At 41.7% G+C, this 15,766-nt stretch carries 16 protein-coding genes and 1 pseudogene; 6 read left to right on the forward strand and 11 right to left on the reverse strand.

Translation table 11 applies throughout. From position 1 onward, the window contains the following. Nucleotides 1-392: 392 nt before the first annotated feature. Nucleotides 393-1,290: pseudogene (locus HMPREF9965_RS0102440) on the forward strand (FtsK/SpoIIIE domain-containing protein); the annotation flags it as partial. A 79-nt stretch (nt 1,291-1,369) separates the two neighbouring features. Here HMPREF9965_RS0102440 and HMPREF9965_RS07385 read toward each other — a convergent pair. The 3 genes from HMPREF9965_RS07385 to HMPREF9965_RS07395 form a co-directional block, all read right to left on the reverse strand. Next, nucleotides 1,370-2,443 carry a DUF2974 domain-containing protein gene (locus HMPREF9965_RS07385; RefSeq protein ID WP_001273852.1) on the reverse strand — a complete coding sequence of 358 codons (1,074 nt, stop codon included), beginning with the start codon at nt 2,441-2,443 and terminating at the stop codon, nt 1,370-1,372. Nucleotides 2,444-2,554: 111 nt separating this feature from the next. Further along, complete coding sequence (locus HMPREF9965_RS07390) at nt 2,555-3,331, reverse strand: hypothetical protein (protein WP_000820260.1); 777 nt, start codon at nt 3,329-3,331, stop codon at nt 2,555-2,557. Between the two features lie 85 nt (nt 3,332-3,416). After that, nucleotides 3,417-3,986 (reverse strand): TetR/AcrR family transcriptional regulator, encoded by a 570-nt coding sequence (locus HMPREF9965_RS07395; RefSeq protein ID WP_100199094.1) that lies wholly within the window; start codon nt 3,984-3,986, stop codon nt 3,417-3,419. A gap of 323 nt (nt 3,987-4,309) precedes the next feature. Here HMPREF9965_RS07395 and HMPREF9965_RS07400 point away from each other — a divergent pair, with 323 nt between their 5' ends. Next, nucleotides 4,310-4,987 carry a response regulator transcription factor gene (locus tag HMPREF9965_RS07400; protein WP_000548979.1) on the forward strand — a complete coding sequence of 226 codons (678 nt, stop codon included), beginning with the start codon at nt 4,310-4,312 and terminating at the stop codon, nt 4,985-4,987. Next, the gene (locus HMPREF9965_RS07405; RefSeq protein WP_000887986.1) at nt 4,980-5,954 is read left to right on the forward strand and encodes a sensor histidine kinase; all 975 of its coding nucleotides are present in this window, start codon (nt 4,980-4,982) and stop codon (nt 5,952-5,954) included. Before HMPREF9965_RS07400 ends, HMPREF9965_RS07405 begins: the two co-directional genes overlap by 8 nt. A gap of 48 nt (nt 5,955-6,002) precedes the next feature. Here the strand turns inward: HMPREF9965_RS07405 and thrS are convergent, their stop codons facing one another. The 3 genes from thrS to HMPREF9965_RS13185 all read right to left on the reverse strand — a co-directional run bounded on the left by thrS (nt 6,003) and on the right by HMPREF9965_RS13185 (nt 9,215). Next, entirely contained in the window at nt 6,003-7,946 is a 1,944-nt protein-coding gene (thrS, locus tag HMPREF9965_RS07410; RefSeq protein WP_000591039.1) for a threonine--tRNA ligase, read from the reverse strand. A 10-nt stretch (nt 7,947-7,956) separates the two neighbouring features. Then, nucleotides 7,957-8,583, reverse strand: coding sequence for a hypothetical protein (locus HMPREF9965_RS07415; protein ID WP_000979745.1), 627 nt, complete (start codon nt 8,581-8,583; stop codon nt 7,957-7,959). Nucleotides 8,584-8,840: 257 nt separating this feature from the next. Continuing rightward, nucleotides 8,841-9,215: a hypothetical protein gene (locus HMPREF9965_RS13185; RefSeq protein WP_001246983.1), complete on the reverse strand. Its 375-nt coding sequence runs from the start codon at nt 9,213-9,215 to the stop codon at nt 8,841-8,843. A gap of 198 nt (nt 9,216-9,413) precedes the next feature. Between HMPREF9965_RS13185 and HMPREF9965_RS07425 the strand changes: the two genes are divergently transcribed. The 3 genes from HMPREF9965_RS07425 (at nt 9,414) to HMPREF9965_RS07435 (ending at nt 11,840) form a co-directional block, all read left to right on the forward strand. Next, nucleotides 9,414-10,256 (forward strand): metallophosphoesterase family protein, encoded by an 843-nt coding sequence (locus HMPREF9965_RS07425; RefSeq protein WP_000161096.1) that lies wholly within the window; start codon nt 9,414-9,416, stop codon nt 10,254-10,256. Between the two features lie 56 nt (nt 10,257-10,312). Further along, complete coding sequence (locus HMPREF9965_RS07430) at nt 10,313-10,750, forward strand: Rrf2 family transcriptional regulator (RefSeq protein ID WP_001167385.1); 438 nt, start codon at nt 10,313-10,315, stop codon at nt 10,748-10,750. 67 nt (nt 10,751-10,817) lie between these two features. Further along, nucleotides 10,818-11,840, forward strand: coding sequence for a YdcF family protein (locus tag HMPREF9965_RS07435; RefSeq protein WP_000273629.1), 1,023 nt, complete (start codon nt 10,818-10,820; stop codon nt 11,838-11,840). 68 nt (nt 11,841-11,908) lie between these two features. On the opposite strand, the gene HMPREF9965_RS07440 is transcribed toward HMPREF9965_RS07435, so the two are convergent. The 5 genes from HMPREF9965_RS07440 to HMPREF9965_RS07460 form a co-directional block, all read right to left on the reverse strand. Then, entirely contained in the window at nt 11,909-12,691 is a 783-nt protein-coding gene (locus HMPREF9965_RS07440) for a DUF4037 domain-containing protein (protein ID WP_000613846.1), read from the reverse strand. Nucleotides 12,692-12,822: 131 nt separating this feature from the next. After that, nucleotides 12,823-13,482 carry an amino acid ABC transporter permease gene (locus HMPREF9965_RS07445; RefSeq protein ID WP_000443885.1) on the reverse strand — a complete coding sequence of 220 codons (660 nt, stop codon included), beginning with the start codon at nt 13,480-13,482 and terminating at the stop codon, nt 12,823-12,825. A 9-nt stretch (nt 13,483-13,491) separates the two neighbouring features. After that, a complete protein-coding gene (locus tag HMPREF9965_RS07450; protein ID WP_000131149.1) occupies nt 13,492-14,169 on the reverse strand; it encodes an amino acid ABC transporter permease in 678 nt (225 codons plus the stop codon). Between the two features lie 12 nt (nt 14,170-14,181). Then, complete coding sequence (locus tag HMPREF9965_RS07455) at nt 14,182-14,976, reverse strand: transporter substrate-binding domain-containing protein (RefSeq protein WP_000726194.1); 795 nt, start codon at nt 14,974-14,976, stop codon at nt 14,182-14,184. 10 nt (nt 14,977-14,986) lie between these two features. Continuing rightward, entirely contained in the window at nt 14,987-15,745 is a 759-nt protein-coding gene (locus tag HMPREF9965_RS07460) for an amino acid ABC transporter ATP-binding protein (protein ID WP_000177026.1), read from the reverse strand. Between the last annotated feature and the right edge of the window lie 21 nt (nt 15,746-15,766).

Below are 15,766 nucleotides of genomic sequence, written 5' to 3' on the forward strand. Positions count from 1 at the left end.
GTACGGGATTCGTTCTCTCTTTTTTATACTCTCAACTCTCTATTTAGTGGCTAACTTGAAAGTAGATAAAGTTTTAAAACCATTAAAAAGTGTAACAAAATTCGAATAAGCTATATTTTTAGAGATTGTTGAAAAAATCACTATGCTTTAAATAAAAATCAAAAACGAGGAGCTACTTTATCATTAAAGTAACTTCTCGTTTTTTGTCTGTTCTATGTCGTAAGATGAATTAGCGTGCTCATAAGCCTAAATTCATGATGCAAAAATATAGCTTTGTTCCTATGGGAAGAGGGCTATTTTGATATTGTGGTATAATAGAACAAGAACATTTTCTAGTACCTTGAAAATTCTATATTTTCGCTTGTTTATCTCTTCTGCTATTTTCAAAAAATATCCTGTCCCTTGCCGTCAAGTTCCACCCTCATGATGTGGCTTTCTTGTTGATTGACTACAAGGGTGGTGGAATGGCCAATCTCTTTAAGAACCTGCCCCACCTCTTGGGAACCATTACCAACTTGGATGGAGCCCAATCCATGCGGGCCTTGGCTTCGATCAATGCGGAGATCCATCGCCTCAGCCTGGTCAGGGGCGGATTACCAGCCGGACAAGGACGATATGGGGATTGAGGACCACACGATTTATCTAATCAATGAATTGGGTCAATATGAAATCTTGAATGAAGACCTATCTGGTTTAGAAGAAGCCGAAGAAATCAAGGAAGTTCCGACAGAGTTGGATGCGATTGTGCAGCATATCCAAGTTTTGTGTCAGGAGCAAGAAATTCCTCCAGTACCACAGCCATGGTTGCCTCCGCTCAAAGAGCGCATCGCGTTAGAGGAACTGGAAGAAGTGCAGCCAGCAGTTGCTTGGAAAGAAGAGAAGTCCCTTTCCTTCCTACTTGGGATGGCGGATATCCCGCAGGCCCAGAAGCAGGAAGCCGTCTCTATCAACCTCTCCAAGGATGGGCATGTCCTTCTTTACGGAAGTCCTGGTACAGGGAAGACCACCTTCCTTCAGACAGCCGGTATGGACTTGGCGAGAAAGCACAGTCCCAAGGCTCTTACCATGTACTTGCTGGACTTTGGGACCAATGGATTGGCGCCCTTGTCCAAGCTTCCGCAGGTGGCAGACACCATGCTTTTGGATCAGGCAGAGAAGATTTCTAAGTTTGTGCGGATCATGGAGCGCGAACTCAACCGTCGTAAGAAACTCCTTGCGGACTATGGTGTAGGGACCTTAGAGCTTTACCGAGAGTCTAGTGGTCAGCAAGAGCCGTCTATCGTTATCCTCTCAGTGTACCGCACCAGGCTTCAAGTCAAGCGCGATAGAGAAGCTGGTGTGGTACAGTATCAGAAAGTATTTTTCTACCTTAACGATTTTTCCAAGCTTGGTATCGGGCGTCAATCAAGAGTTGGGTTAGTCGTCCCATGGTTTCTCTTTCTTCGGGAGTGAGGGATTGAGCTTGGACAAAGAGTTGATGAATGTGTTCAATGACCTTGAAGGAAGAAAGGTCGTTGATAGAGGCGATGCCTGCATCAAGAATGATTCCAAAAAAGAGGTCAAAGTAGAGTTGCAGTTCCTCGTCAGGAACTGTTTCAACCCATTCCTTGAAGGTAGTATCGACTTGCTGGCTGTCACTATTGGTCTCGTCCAGTTGGACAAAGTGTTTGTCTTCACCCTGCCAACTAAAGGTGTCATGCTGGGCAAGACCACCTAGGGCAGTGCTTCGAACGACGATTTTTTTATCAGGAATTTCCAGCATCATCCCAATGATAGAACCTTGTGGGATAAATACTTTCGTTCTTTTCATCATGTTTTGATAGCCAGCTGTTTCGGTTAGTTCCTTGTGAAGCCCAGGGGCATCAAAAGTATAGACAGCGACAATGTTTTTTTGTAAGAGTGGATCGAGTTGACTAGCAGCATAGACGGCTAGATTGCCCCCTTTTGAGTGTCCTGCCAGAATAACTTTTTGGTTAGGATGTTGAGCAAAAAAGTCCTGTAAATACTGAAGGGCGTGTTTTTGAGCTGGGATTTCCGTCATATAGGTCATATGGAAATCTTCTTTCCAACCAATGATACTATCATCCGTCCCACGAAAAACAAGCACATAGGTATCGAGACTGATACGATAAGTCATAGCCGCAAACTGTTTTTGCAATTCAGGATCGATATCGTTGATAAAGTCTGAGAGCTTACAATTTTTAAAACGTTTGTGTTGAGAGAGTTGATCCAACAACTGGAGGCGGTTCTTATTGGTCAGCATCGTCGTTTCTCTAGGGATTTGAGGTGCAAGATCTATGAGGCGCTGGGGTTCTTGGGTGACTACACCATCAAAAGTAAGGTAGGTTAATTCGGTCAAGGCAAGAACATCTAACTCGTTCACGGGGAGGTCATAAAAGGAATCGTATGCTACATCATTCAAGTAGTCAAAAATATTGGCCATAAAAGCTCCTTTCTCTATGTTTATCCTATCACATTTACCTAGAATTAGCTAGTAGGCTTGTTTGGATGACCTAGTAGGGATTGATTCAGATATATGGAAGACAGGCTGCTCCTATTTCAAACCTCTAAACGAGCTTACTTGAATGTTTTTGCTATCGACTCCATTTTCCTTTAAAAAATTCTTCATCTCATTTACATCATCAGGCTGACCTGTGATGAGATAGCTGGCTTGATTGCCGTATTCATCAATAGCACGTTTTAAAAATGCTTGACTTTGAGAAAATTCATCGCTCGTTTTATAAGTAAAATTCGATGTCTTTTGAGACAGTTCCTTCATCTCATTATCGAAAATAGTCACTCCTTTGTCAAAATGGTTGAGAATAATCGGACATTTACCAACCCATTCTTTGATAAGGGGGCGTAGAGCAGAAATGCCGACATCAGATGCAAAACAAACTAGTGGCTTATTCGTATCTTTAACAGTCAAAGAGGAATCCAGCCAACTCATCTCAATCTCACTGCCAGCCGGTAAATGTGTCAAGGTGTTCTTAAAGTTGCTACCACTATTATGAGTCAAAATGAGAATTTCATCTTCATCAGGTGTGGAGGCAATGGTTAGCCATCGACTGGTTTGCTCTCCCTTAGCTTCATATTTACTAGCAGTAGATGAGGTATCAGGGAGTGTAAACTTAGCATAAGCCCCAGCTTTCCAGATTTGATGACTCGGTTTTGTGATATGAATTAAATATAGATCTCCGCTGGGGTTTTCGATGGATTTTATCGATAATGTCTGGCTTCGTCCAAGATAAGCGATGGCACCCCAAGTTATAATACATAGCGCTCCAAGTGTTGATAGAATGATAATAAACATTTTTTTACCTCTTTTCATTTTTTATGACTCCTGTTCTTAATTTTATGAATGAACTGTAAAATAATTCATTCATATCTTTTCAAAAAATAAAGAAATCTATTCTTTATTTTAGAACTCCTTTAATGAAGTTGGTTGCAAGTATTTCAACAGTTTTGCCAATATCTGGAAAATCTTTTTCCGTGATATGCATATCCATATAGTAAAACAGATTATAAACCTGTAAAATATCTTGAATCTTTTCTGGCGAATACCCCTCAGCCTGCATACGATTTGTAAAAGTTTTAACTAAAAACTGATGAAATGGATTTGCGACTTTGCCTTCTTCCGAGGAATAGTAGCTGTGTAACTCATCTGCTATGGCAGGATTGTACCATTCTGCAAGGATTTTATTGGAAGAAACGAGAGTTCTGGACTGAGCAAAGAGTTGACTAATGAGGTCGGTCATGTCAATTTCCCAATCCAGTTCTTCGATCATAGCTTGGCGAACACGGTTGTTTTCATCTATATAGATGTCTAGAAAAATGGCTTCTTTACTTTCGTAATAGTTATAAAAAGAGCCAACTGCCACCCCAGCTTGCCTAGCAATTTCTGAAATTCCTGTCGCCTTGTAACCTTTTTTCGAAAAAACTTCATAGGCCGCTGTCTTTAAAGCTTGTTTTTTGTCCAATCTAATTTAACCTCCTTTATTTAATGAATGAATAAATTGATTTATTCATTCACATTCTAACAAATCATGGCTAGCTTGTCAATAAGAAGGCTAAACCTATTAAATAAGTGAAAGAAACGCTAACTAAATGAACACAAAAAGGAAAATATAGGATAAGGCTGGAACTATACTTAAAAATAAGGTATGATATCAGTGGGAATGTTCTCTATATAGCATCTGTTTACTGATCTGGATTTGTGGGGAATAGGCTGCTAAACAGTATGAGACACTGATCCGTAGATCTGATATGAAGGTTTTTGATACTTTGAGAAATAGCAAAGGAGGAGCGCATGCACAAGATTTTACTAGTAGAAGATGACCAAGTTATTCGGCAACAAGTGGGGAAATTGCTCTCTGAGTGGGGGTTTGAGGTCGTTTTGGTAGAAGATTTTATGGAAGTTTTGGCTCTTTTTGTTCAGTCGGAACCTCATTTGGTCCTCATGGATATTGGCCTGCCGCTTTTCAATGGTTACCATTGGTGTCAGGAGATTCGTAAGATTTCTCAGGTACCTATCATGTTTCTGTCTTCGAGAGACCAGGCGATGGATATTGTCATGGCGATCAATATGGGAGCGGATGACTTTGTGACCAAGCCTTTTGACCAGCAGGTGCTTCTTGCAAAGGTTCAGGGCTTGTTGCGCCGTTCTTATGAATTTGGCCGAGATGAAAGTCTGCTGGAGTATGCGGGTGTGATCCTCAATACCAAGTCCATGGACCTGCACTATCAGGGGGAAGTTCTGAGTTTGACCAAGAATGAATTTCAAATTTTGCGAGTGCTGTTTGAACATGCGGGCAATATCGTGGCGCGTGATGACCTGATGCGGGAACTCTGGAATAGCGACTTTTTCATCGATGACAATACCTTGTCTGTCAATGTTGCTCGTTTGCGCAAAAAGTTGGAGGAACAAGGCTTGGCAGGTTTTATCGAAACCAAGAAAGGGATAGGATACGGACTGAAACATGCTTGATTGGAAATCATTTTTTCTAGCCTATCTGCGTTCTCGCAGTCGCGTTTTTACCTATATTTTTTCATTAGGCTTTCTCGTCCTTCTCTTTCAGTTTTTATTTGCTAGTCTAGGAACTTATTTTCTTTATTTCTTTCTGCTCAGTAGTTTTTTGACCTTCCTATTTTTGGCTTGGGACATGTTTGCAGAAGCTCAGGTTTACCGGCAGGAAATACTCTATGCTGAGAGAGACCCCAAGTCTCCTTTGGAATGTGCGCTAGCAGAAAAACTCGAAGAGCGTGAGTCTGAATTGTATCAAAAGAAGTCGGAAGCGCAGAGTAAGCTGACGGATTTGCTGGATTACTACACCTTATGGGTTCACCAGATCAAGACGCCCATTGCGGCTAGTCGCCTTTTGGTAGCAGAAGTCTCTGATCGGGAGGTCAAGCAGCAACTGGAACAGGAAATTTTCAAGATTGACTCCTATACCAACCTGGTTTTGCAGTACCTGCGTTTAGAGAGTTTTCACGATGATTTGGTCTTTGAAAAGGTTCAAGTGGAGGATCTGGTAAAGGAAGTGGTTCGTAAGTACGCACTTTTCTTTATCCAGAAGGGACTAACAGTCAATCTCCATGACCTTGACAAAATCATCGTGACCGATAAGAAGTGGCTGTTGGTCGTCATTGAACAAATCCTTTCAAACAGTCTCAAGTACACCAAGGAAGGTGGGCTAGAGATTTCTATGGAAGGTCAGGAGCTCTGTATAAAGGATACGGGGATTGGGATTAAAAACAGTGATGTGCTCCGAGTCTTTGAACGTGGGTTTTCAGGCTACAATGGTCGTTTGACCCAGCAGTCATCTGGACTTGGACTTTATCTATCTAAGAAAATTTCTGAAGAACTGGGCCACCAGATTCGTATCGAGTCTGAGGTTGGAAAAGGAACGACCGTACGGATTAAATTCACTGAAGTGAAGCTTGTTATTGAGTAAGAATAAATGAGAAAAAGCCTCCGAATGGAGGCTTTTGTTGTTAGTTTCTTATTTCTCAACTCGTGATTTGTTGGCGATATCAGTTAGGATAGCTTGAACAAAGTCATCAACTGAGACAGTTTGTGTTTCTTTTTGTCCATAGCGACGAACGTTGACAGTTCCGTCTTCCATTTCCTTATCCCCAACGATCAATTGGTAAGGAATCTTGCTAGTTTGTGAAGCACGGATCTTGAACTGCATTTTTTCATTGCGTTCATCCACATCGGCACGGACACCGCAGTCACGGAGTTTCTTAGCCACTTCCCATGCGTAGTCCACGTGTTTTTCGTTAGAAACGGGGATGAGGGTTACTTGATGTGGTGCAAGCCATGTTGGGAAGGCCCCCTTGTAGTTTTCAATCAAGATAGCTGTGAAGCGTTCCATAGTTGAGATAACCCCACGGTGGATCATAACTGGACGGTGTTCTTCACCGTCAGCACCGATGTATTTGAGGTCGAAGCGTTCTGGCAACAAGAAGTCCAGCTGGATAGTCGAAAGGGTTTCTTCTTTTCCAAGGGCAGTCTTCACTTGGATATCGAGTTTCGGACCATAGAAGGCTGCTTCACCTTCAGCTTCAAAGTAGTCCAGTTCCATATCATCCATAGCTGCTTTCAACATGCGTTGTGCATTTTCCCACATCTCATCGTTGTCAAAGTATTTGTGTTTATCTTCTGGGTCACGATAAGACAAGCGGAAACGGTAATCTGTCAAATTAAAGTCTTCATACACGTCGATAATCAATTGAAGAATTTTCTTGAATTCTTCCTCAATTTGTTCTGGAGCTACAAAAGTATGACCATCATTTAGGGACATTTCACGTACACGTTGAAGGCCTGTAAGGGCGCCAGATTTTTCATATCGGTGCATCATGCCAATCTCAGCGATACGGATTGGTAATTCACGGTATGAGTGTACATGGTGTTTATAAACTTCGATATGGTGAGGACAGTTCATTGGGCGGAGGACAAACTCTTCACCGTCCCCCATATCCATAGTTGGGAACATATCTTCACGGTAGTGATCCCAGTGACCAGAAGTTTTATAGAGTTCCACTGAGGCAATTGGTGGAGTGTAAACATGTTGGTAGCCTGCAGCGATTTCCTTGTCAACAATGTAGCGTTCCAATTCACGACGGATAGTTGCTCCGTTTGGTAACCAGAATGGTAAACCTTGTCCGACTTCTTGTGAAATCATGAAGAGATCAAGCTCTTTACCGAGTTTACGGTGGTCACGTTCCTTGGCTTCTTCACGCATTTGAAGGTAGTTCTTCAAGTCTTTCTTGTCAAACCAAGCTGTACCGTAGATTCGTTGCATCATCGCGTTGTCGCTATTTCCACGCCAGTAGGCACCAGCTACGTTGAGCAGGTGGAAGATTTGGATACGACCTGTTGATGGGACGTGAGGACCACGGCAGAGGTCCACGTATTCGCCCTGACGGTAGATAGTCAAACCGCCTTCGTCTTCTGAGTGTTCTTCGATCAATTCCAATTTATAAGGGTCGTTCTTGAAGATTTCACGGGCCTCGTCTTTCGTTACTTCCTCACGAATAGAAGGGAAGTTTTCTTTGACGATTTTTTGCATTTCTTCTTCAATACGAGGCAGGTCTTCGTTGGAGATTTGACCATCTTGATTGTCGGTATCGTAGTAGAAACCATCTTCGATAGCTGGACCAACTCCTAGATGAATGTCTGGGAAAAGGCTACGAGCTGCTTGGGCGAACAAATGAGCCGCTGAGTGGCGCAAGATTGGAAGAGCATCTTCGTGATCAGGTGTCACGATTTCGATGCTTCCATCTTCAGTGATAGCACGAGTCGTGTCGATGAGTTTGCCGTTGAATTTACCAGCCAAGGCTTTTTTAGCGAGGGAATTGCTGATAGATTGGGCAATTTCAAAAGTTGTTACGCCAGATTCGAATTCACGAACAGCGCCATCTGGGAAAGTAATCTTAATCATGGTTTTCTCCTTAAATATTTATTCTATTTTTATTGGACAATTTTAAGAGCCGAGCAACTTCTTCCGCAGTCTGATTTTCTGATTGACTACCGTCTGTTACGAGACTAGAATATCCTAATTTCATCGCTTCCTGCCGAACCATTTGAGCAAAAAGAATGTCTCGTTGCATCCAGTTTTCAAAAGCTTGCTTAGGGTTGGTTGTTCCCTCTAAAACATAAGGAACCCATTCTCTCTGTCTATAATGCTTTTTCTGAAAATCAGCTGTCGGAGTCAAGCATAGATAGGAAGACGCTGGGCATTCAAGCTCCTTTACCAAGTGAGGCAAAAGTCCTGCTCCCTCAACCAAGAGAGGTCTATCTTGATTTTTTATCAAGTAAGATTTTACATAAGGAAAAATCTCTTCATAAAAGCGCCATTCTTCATCTGCCATCTCTTCTGGATTTCTCATCCAGATTTGTTCTGGACTTCTATCCTGCCTAAGAAGGCAAATTGGCTGTGAGTCTGCACTTGCTTGACTCATCATCTCTTCTACCAAATCATCCAGTTTGATATGAAGTAGTTGATACTGTCTAGCAAGAAGTGAGGCAATTGTTGACTTTCCACTACAAGGCGATCCGCCAATCATATAAAGCATCATTCTTCCTCCTTCTGACAAAATAAAAACGACATCCTCAAAAGGACGTCGCAACGTGGTTCCACCTTCATTTATGCAGGTCAAAAAGACCTACACCTCTGATTGGCTTTAACGTGGCCACCGTTTTATGTTTTCATAAAAGTCAGTAGAGTAGTATCAGTTTAGGCTCTCTATGCGTTTCCAGCAACCACGCACTCTCTAGTAGAAAGGGACTAAGTGACTTGTCTCTATGCATTATTATAGCATGATTGCGAGATTTTTCAAGGATTTTGTGAAAGTTTTTTATTTTTTCCTCTCTGGAGCATATATTTAATACCTGAACCTGAAGCCATACCAAGTAGGGCAAAGAGTTCATAAGCTAGGAAATAAACGAGAATGAATTCATTGAAAGTGATGATGGTAAAGCAATAGAGAAGAGCAATACCGAGTAGCCACCACAGTGAGAATTGGAAACGGTAGCTATAAAGAAGGGACACGATGAAGGTTGCCAAAGGTGAAAAGAGGATAATGTTATAAATGTAAAGTCCTTTCAGCGTATAAGGGTCAGAAATCAGCAGTAACAGCAACTCATAGAGAGGCCAGTAAAAGAAGAATATGACAAGGTAGTATGGGATATACTTAAGATAGTTCCGCATGGCAATAGTCCTCCAATCTGCAAAAATTGAGAGAGGTTGAATACCATATAATCCTAAATGAAGGGGAGCTCTCTACCTATATTATAGCACGATTTGGAAGCTCTTACAAGTTGATCAGGTAAGTAGTGATAGTGATTTTTTTGCAGTGTTTTCTGCTATAATACTAACAGAAGAAGTAAGAGGAAAAGAGGAGAAAGAATGACTAAAATAGCAGTTCTTTCAGATATACATGGAAATATGACAGCTCTGGAAGCCGTACTGGCTGATGCAAGAGCGGCAGAGGTAGAAGAGTATTGGCTTTTGGGAGATATTCTCATGCCTGGAACAGGACGTAGAAGGATATTGGATCTCTTAGCTAGCTTGCCCATCACTGCAAGAGTGCTGGGAAATTGGGAGAACAGTCTCTGGCGTGGTTTGCATCGCAAGCTAGATCCAACAAAAGCGAGTCATCGCTATCTCCTACGCCAATGCCAGTATATCTTAGAAGAGATTAGCCCTGAAGAAATCGAAGACCTCCACAATCAACCCATGCAAGTTCATCGTCAGTTTGGTGATTTGACAGTAGGAATCACTCACCATCTCCCTGATAAAAACTGGGGTAGAGAGTTGATTCATACGGGAAAACAAGAAGATTTTGATAGATTGGTGACGGAGCCGCATGCTTCTATCGCAGTGTATGGCCATATTCACCAACAGTTACTTCGTTACGGAAGTGACGGACAGTTGATTCTTAATCCAGGTTCGATTGGGCAACCCTTCTTTTTAGATGCGAAGTTACGTAATGACTTGCGTGCCCAGTATATGATTTTGGAATTTGATGAAGCAGGTTTGTCTGATATTGATTTTCGTCGAGTGGATTATGACGTAGAGGCTGAATTGCAGCTGGCTAAGGATTTAAAGCTTCCTTATTTCCAGATTTATTATGAAAGTTTGGTAAATGGGATTCACCACACTCATAACCAGGAACTTCTGTATGAAATTGCCCAAGAACAAGGGCATGATGCCGAGTTGGATGCATGGCTAGATAGTGGTAATAATTGACATTACAACGTAAAAGGGTATAATGAGTATCAGATAGGATGTGAAAGGAGAAGGAGATGCAAATTTCAAGTCGATTTACGATTGCAACGCATATGTTGATTATCATCGCTCTAGAAGGGAAGAAAACAAAAGTTACCAGTGATTTTTTGGCTGCTAGTGTTGGGGTCAATCCAGTTATTATCCGTAAAACCTTGTCCCAACTCAAAAATGCAGAGCTGATATCGGTTGCGCGTGGAACGGGCGGTACCGAGATTCTCAAAGACTTACAAGATATTAGTCTTTTTGATGTTTATCAGGCAGTTGAATGTTTAGGAAAATCTGGTAAACTCTTTAGTTTCCATGATAATCCCAACCCCAACTGTCCAGTAGGGGCCAATATTCATGAAGTTTTGGATCAAAAACTACTAGATATCCAAGAAGCGATGGAAAACCAACTCCGTCAGACGAGTCTGGCTCAGGTTGTGGCAGATGCAGAAGCAAGAATAGCAAAATAAGAGGACTAGGCTCCTCTTTTTCTATTACCATAATTATGGTACAATGTAGTCATCAAAGGAGGAGACTATGTACTTTATTACAGGATTTTTCGTCCTACTTTTTTTGATTTCATTTTTTAGGGACAATCGCAGTCTCTGGAATCCAGCTCTCTTGCTTTTATCTCTGCTCTTTTCTTACCTGTCTATTGCCAATCTTTTTTATGAAGCTGGACAGGAAGAAGTGCACATGATTTTCTTTGCAGTGATTTTTCTCTTGCTCCCTTTTTTAGTTTTTCTAAGTGGCTTTTTCCTGATTTATAATGGATTTGTGTTATTGAGAAAAGAAGGGAAATCCAAGGCAAATTATTTGTCTCTGGGGCTAGGGTGCGTGATTCTGTTCTTTTTTGTGATCATGGCGATTCGAATGAGCGATACCAATGGCTTGTTCTACACCAATCATCTAGTGAATATTTTCTTTTTCTTTCTGATCTACTCGTATTTGATTTTCGGCTTTGCCTTTGCAGGATTTCTACTTTATTCTATTCTGTATCTTTTTATTCCTAAGAAAAAACATTATGATTTTATTATTATTCACGGTGCAGGCTTATTGAATGGAGAAAAAGTAACTCCCTTACTTAAGAACCGTATTGACAAAGCCGTAGAGGCTTATCGTCAGTCGTCCAATCCCAACGTTAAACTCATTGCCAGTGGAGGTCGAGGTGGGGACGAGAAAATTTCTGAAGCTCAGGCAATTTGTAATTATTTGATGGAAGAGACGGATGTTCCGAGAGAAGCGATTCTCCTAGAGGAAGACTCAACGACGACTTATGAGAATCTTCTCTTCTCAAAAGAAATAGGAGAGAAACTGGTAGCAAATCCACGTTTTCTCTTTGTAACCAATGACTATCATGTTTTTCGGACCAGTACCTATGCTAGACAACTCCGTATGAAAGGAGATGGCTTGGCTTGTCGGACAGCTGGTTATTATATTCCCTCAGCCTTTATTCGTGAGTATGTAGCTCTTTGTGTAAAAATGAAATGGCTCTTTGTTGCCTTTTATATTTTATTAATTTTAGCTCTGATTTTCTCTTATAGAGGTGTTCTATGGTAATATGTGAAAAAAATCTCCGTTAGGAGATTTTTCGTAAAATTCATGTAGTCATTATTGTTCGATTTTGCTTATGGCAAAATGGCTTTTAGTTGTTTTAGAATAGTTTGTAAGGTTACGACCGCTTGCTTTTCTTGTTGTGGTTGGTAGAGTAGTTGGAAATACTTGCGAATAGTTTCTTCAAATTGCTTAGGGAGGAGTGTACAATTGGTCTTTGCGTACTCCAACATTCGTTTTTCACCAGGATGGGTTTGCTCATTGAGCGCAAATAACAAGTCAAAGTAGGAAGCAAAAAACTCACTCGTACGATGATTCATACTGAGAAGATCTTGGCGTTTGATAGCTTTTTCTATTTGGTGAGAGAAGGCAGGCATGGCTTGTTCTAGCAAAAGGAGTTGCCTTTCGATGATCTGTTTTTTGAGTTCCTGTGGATAGGGAATCTGGTAGGTTCTTTGGAGCGAAGCATAGTGTCCATTTGGGTCGTATAGAATCTTGCTGTGGAGTAGATTATGCCACATGCAAGTTGTATAGGCATTTTGAGCTTTGTGCTGAAAAACGGTTGAGTTCAATTCCTGTTCAAACGACTCCAGCGAACGATAAATCAACTCGATTTCGATACCGTTGTTTAGTACGCAGTCATCTTCTAATTCCCAAAACTGGTTTCCAATTTCCATATAGGAGCAATAGTTGCTAAGAATGATTTGACGAGTTTTTTCATCAATAGGTGAGTTAAGATAGACATAGACATCATAGTCAGAATTTTGATCATAGTTTTGTCCTGCACGAGAACCACCAAGAGCGATAGCTTCTACTTGTTCCAGTTGAGAGAATTCTTTGTAAAGGTCTTGGATCATTGTTTTTCTCCTTGCTTTATGGTTTTAAAGTCATTTTATCAAAAAGTAAAACGTTTGCATAGCATTAAGTTGCTGCTTTTTCATTTATAGCAAAAAATGTGAACCCTTGTTTTGAGTTCACATTTCTTTTTTTATTCTGCTGCTTGTTGCCAACGTTTGGCTAGCATGCGAGACAGGCTAGAGATTGATAGGTTAAAGCTGAAGTAGATGAGGGCAATCAGGATGTAAAGGCTAAAGACCTGCTCTGGTTCGAAATAACGACCCATGAGAATTTGGCTGGCGCCAAAGAGTTCTTGTAGGGCGATAACAGAGTAGAGAAGACTGGTATCCTTAATCACAGTTACAAATTGAGAAATGATGGCTGGCAGCATTTTGCGGATCGCTTGTGGGAGAATGATGTAGTAGAGGATTTGCGCTGAAGTGAATCCTTGCGACATTCCTGCTTCGTACTGGCCCTTGTCCACGGCATTGAGGCCACCTCGGATAATCTCAGCCAGGGCTGCTGAGGTAAATAGGGTAAAGGCAGTAATACCAGCTGGTGTGGACTTCATCTTAAACACCAAAAAGATGGTGAAAATCCAGAGGAGGTTGGGAACGTTACGTACAAACTCGATATAAATGTTGGAGATGATCCGTAAGACAGGATTTTTCCCATTTCTCATGACGGCTAGCACTGTTCCGATAAGGGTCGAGAGGACGATAGCAATCAGAGAAATGTAGAGGGTCAAGCCAAATCCTTTAAAGATAAAGACTAGGTTATCTGGGGTCAAAACTTCTAAAATAGATTCCATAGTAACCTCCTAAAGTGAATAGGCTTTTTTGTTGGCTTGCTCCATCTTGCGACCAAACTGGGCAACAGGGAAGCATAGGGCAAAGTAGAGAAGAGCAGCGCCTAAAAAGGCTGGGATATAGTTTCCGTTGAGAGCCGACCAAGACTTAGTCACAAACATCAAGTCTACTCCAGAGATGATAGCTACGGTAGAGGTATTCTTGATGAGGTTAACAATTTGGTTGGTCAATGGAGGGAGAATGATACGGAAGGCTTGAGGCAAGATAATCAAGCGCATGGCACTGATATAGGTAAAACCTTGCGACAAGGCGGCCTCCATCTGACCGCTAGGAATAGACTGAATCCCTGAACGAATCACCTCAGCGATATAAGCGCCGTGATAGAGTCCCACGCAGAGAACAGCTGTCCAATAAATCGGAATCATGATGGTGTGTTCACTGATAAGAGGCAAACCATAAAAGACGATGACAAACTGCACCAAGAGGGGAGTGTTTTGATAAAATTCGACAAAGATACGAGCCAAAACGCGCAAGAATGGGCGTTTACTAGTTGACATGGACCCAAAGAAGATGCCCAAAACCATGGCGAGGATAAAGGAACCAATCGCTAGGGCAAGGGTGAAGAGGAAACCATTGAAAAATTGTCCAAAATCCTGAAAATAGGCTGTCCAAGATGATAAATCTGTCATGGGGTGTCCTCCTTAATCTGCAGTATGGCTAGATGGTTTGAGCTTGTATCGGTCATAGAGTTTCTGCAAACTACCATCCTTGCTCCATTTAGTGACCAAGGTATCAAGATAGTCGTTTAGCTCGGTATTTGATTTCTTGGTAACAATACCGTAGTCAGATGGCTTGAAACTATCATCTAGTAGTTCTGTGCGTTTGCTGATGTAGCCAGATAGGATAGAACGGTCTACGGAAAAGGCGTCAATACGGTGAGCGTGAAGGGAAGTAATCAATTCTGGATAGGAACCAAGTTCGACAAATTTAAAGGTTAGACATTTCTTTTTGCCCAGTTCAGTAATCAAGCGCTGGGTGATGGATCCTTGGGCAACCCCAATAGTTTTACCGTTTAGGTCCTCAATACTTTTGATATTGGCAGATTTATTGACCAAAAAGCCAGAAGCGTCCGTATAGTAGGGACTGGTGAAGTTGTAGAGTTTTTTACGTTCTTCTGTGATGGTAAAGGTCGCGATATCCAAATCGACCTGTTCATTGTCAAGAAGGGGGCCACGGGTTTGAGCGGTAACAGGCACGTAGCGAACCTTGACCTTGAGCTCATCCGCAATCATCTTGGCCAAGTCGGTTTCGATACCAGAATAGGTCCCTGTCTTGGGATCCTTGTAACCGAAATTGGGAACGTCTTGTTTGACACCGACAACTAGTTCGCCTCTTTTTTGAATGTCTGCGACGCTGGTATCAGCCTGAACTGGTTTGGTAGCAGCAAGGCTGAAAAGGCTAATCAATAATGCGGATAAAAAGAATTTCTTTTTCATAGGCGCCTCCTTATTTGACTTTGTCACTTTCGTGGTTGATAATTTTGCTGAGGAATTGTTGGGCACGAGGTTCGCTTGGATTGTCAAAAAAGTCATCGACATCTGTCGTATCTACTAAAACTTCTCCGTCAGCCATAAAGATAATGCGATCCGCAACCTCTCGAGCAAATCCCATTTCGTGGGTAACGATGATCATGTTCATCCCGTCATGTGCCAGTTTTTGCATAACTGCTAGAACATCGCCGATGGTCTCAGGATCAAGGGCAGATGTTGGCTCATCGAAGAGGAGGAGCTCCGGATGCATGGCGAGTCCACGTGCGATGGCAATCCGTTGTTTTTGTCCACCAGAAAGCATGGCTGGATAGGAATCTTTCTTGTCCCACATATTTACAAATTCCAGATATTTTTGGGCTGTTTTTTCAGCTTCTTTTTTATCAATTCCTAGAACTTTAACGGGTGCAAGTGTCACATTTTCTAACACTGTTTTGTGTGGATAAAGGTTAAAATGTTGGAAAACCATGCCGACTTCCTTACGAAGAGGAACTAAATCTTTCTGACTAGCACCTGCTACTTGGTGTCCATTGACTAGGAGACTTCCTTTGTCAACAGCCTCTAAACCATTTATAGTACGGATAAGAGTGGACTTTCCAGAACCAGAAGGTCCAAGCAGGACAACAACTTGTCCTTTTTCAAAACGGAGATTGATGTCGCGGAGTGCGTGGTAGTCTCCGTAATATTTTTCGACGTGTTTAAATTCTACTAAAGTCATGAGAGATCTCCTTTGTGTTAT

This window comes from Streptococcus mitis bv. 2 str. SK95 (assembly GCF_000222705.1).
GTDB lineage: Bacteria > Bacillota > Bacilli > Lactobacillales > Streptococcaceae > Streptococcus > Streptococcus mitis_AY.

What these genes read in the sequence shown, in the direction of transcription:
- HMPREF9965_RS07390 (WP_000820260.1), bottom strand. Translation starts at nt 3,331, where the DNA reads ATGAAAAGAGGTAAAAAAATGTTTATTATCATTCTATCAACACTTGGA.
- HMPREF9965_RS07435 (WP_000273629.1), top strand. Translation starts at nt 10,818, where the DNA reads ATGTACTTTATTACAGGATTTTTCGTCCTACTTTTTTTGATTTCATTT.
- HMPREF9965_RS07460 (WP_000177026.1), bottom strand. Translation starts at nt 15,745, where the DNA reads ATGACTTTAGTAGAATTTAAACACGTCGAAAAATATTACGGAGACTAC.
- HMPREF9965_RS07445 (WP_000443885.1), bottom strand. Translation starts at nt 13,482, where the DNA reads ATGGAATCTATTTTAGAAGTTTTGACCCCAGATAACCTAGTCTTTATC.
- HMPREF9965_RS13185 (WP_001246983.1), bottom strand. Translation starts at nt 9,215, where the DNA reads ATGCGGAACTATCTTAAGTATATCCCATACTACCTTGTCATATTCTTC.
- HMPREF9965_RS07455 (WP_000726194.1), bottom strand. Translation starts at nt 14,976, where the DNA reads ATGAAAAAGAAATTCTTTTTATCCGCATTATTGATTAGCCTTTTCAGC.
- HMPREF9965_RS07440 (WP_000613846.1), bottom strand. Translation starts at nt 12,691, where the DNA reads ATGATCCAAGACCTTTACAAAGAATTCTCTCAACTGGAACAAGTAGAA.
- HMPREF9965_RS07430 (WP_001167385.1), top strand. Translation starts at nt 10,313, where the DNA reads ATGCAAATTTCAAGTCGATTTACGATTGCAACGCATATGTTGATTATC.
- thrS (WP_000591039.1), bottom strand. Translation starts at nt 7,946, where the DNA reads ATGATTAAGATTACTTTCCCAGATGGCGCTGTTCGTGAATTCGAATCT.
- HMPREF9965_RS07400 (WP_000548979.1), top strand. Translation starts at nt 4,310, where the DNA reads ATGCACAAGATTTTACTAGTAGAAGATGACCAAGTTATTCGGCAACAA.
- HMPREF9965_RS07425 (WP_000161096.1), top strand. Translation starts at nt 9,414, where the DNA reads ATGACTAAAATAGCAGTTCTTTCAGATATACATGGAAATATGACAGCT.
- HMPREF9965_RS07405 (WP_000887986.1), top strand. Translation starts at nt 4,980, where the DNA reads ATGCTTGATTGGAAATCATTTTTTCTAGCCTATCTGCGTTCTCGCAGT.
- HMPREF9965_RS07450 (WP_000131149.1), bottom strand. Translation starts at nt 14,169, where the DNA reads ATGACAGATTTATCATCTTGGACAGCCTATTTTCAGGATTTTGGACAA.
- HMPREF9965_RS07415 (WP_000979745.1), bottom strand. Translation starts at nt 8,583, where the DNA reads ATGATGCTTTATATGATTGGCGGATCGCCTTGTAGTGGAAAGTCAACA.
- HMPREF9965_RS07385 (WP_001273852.1), bottom strand. Translation starts at nt 2,443, where the DNA reads ATGGCCAATATTTTTGACTACTTGAATGATGTAGCATACGATTCCTTT.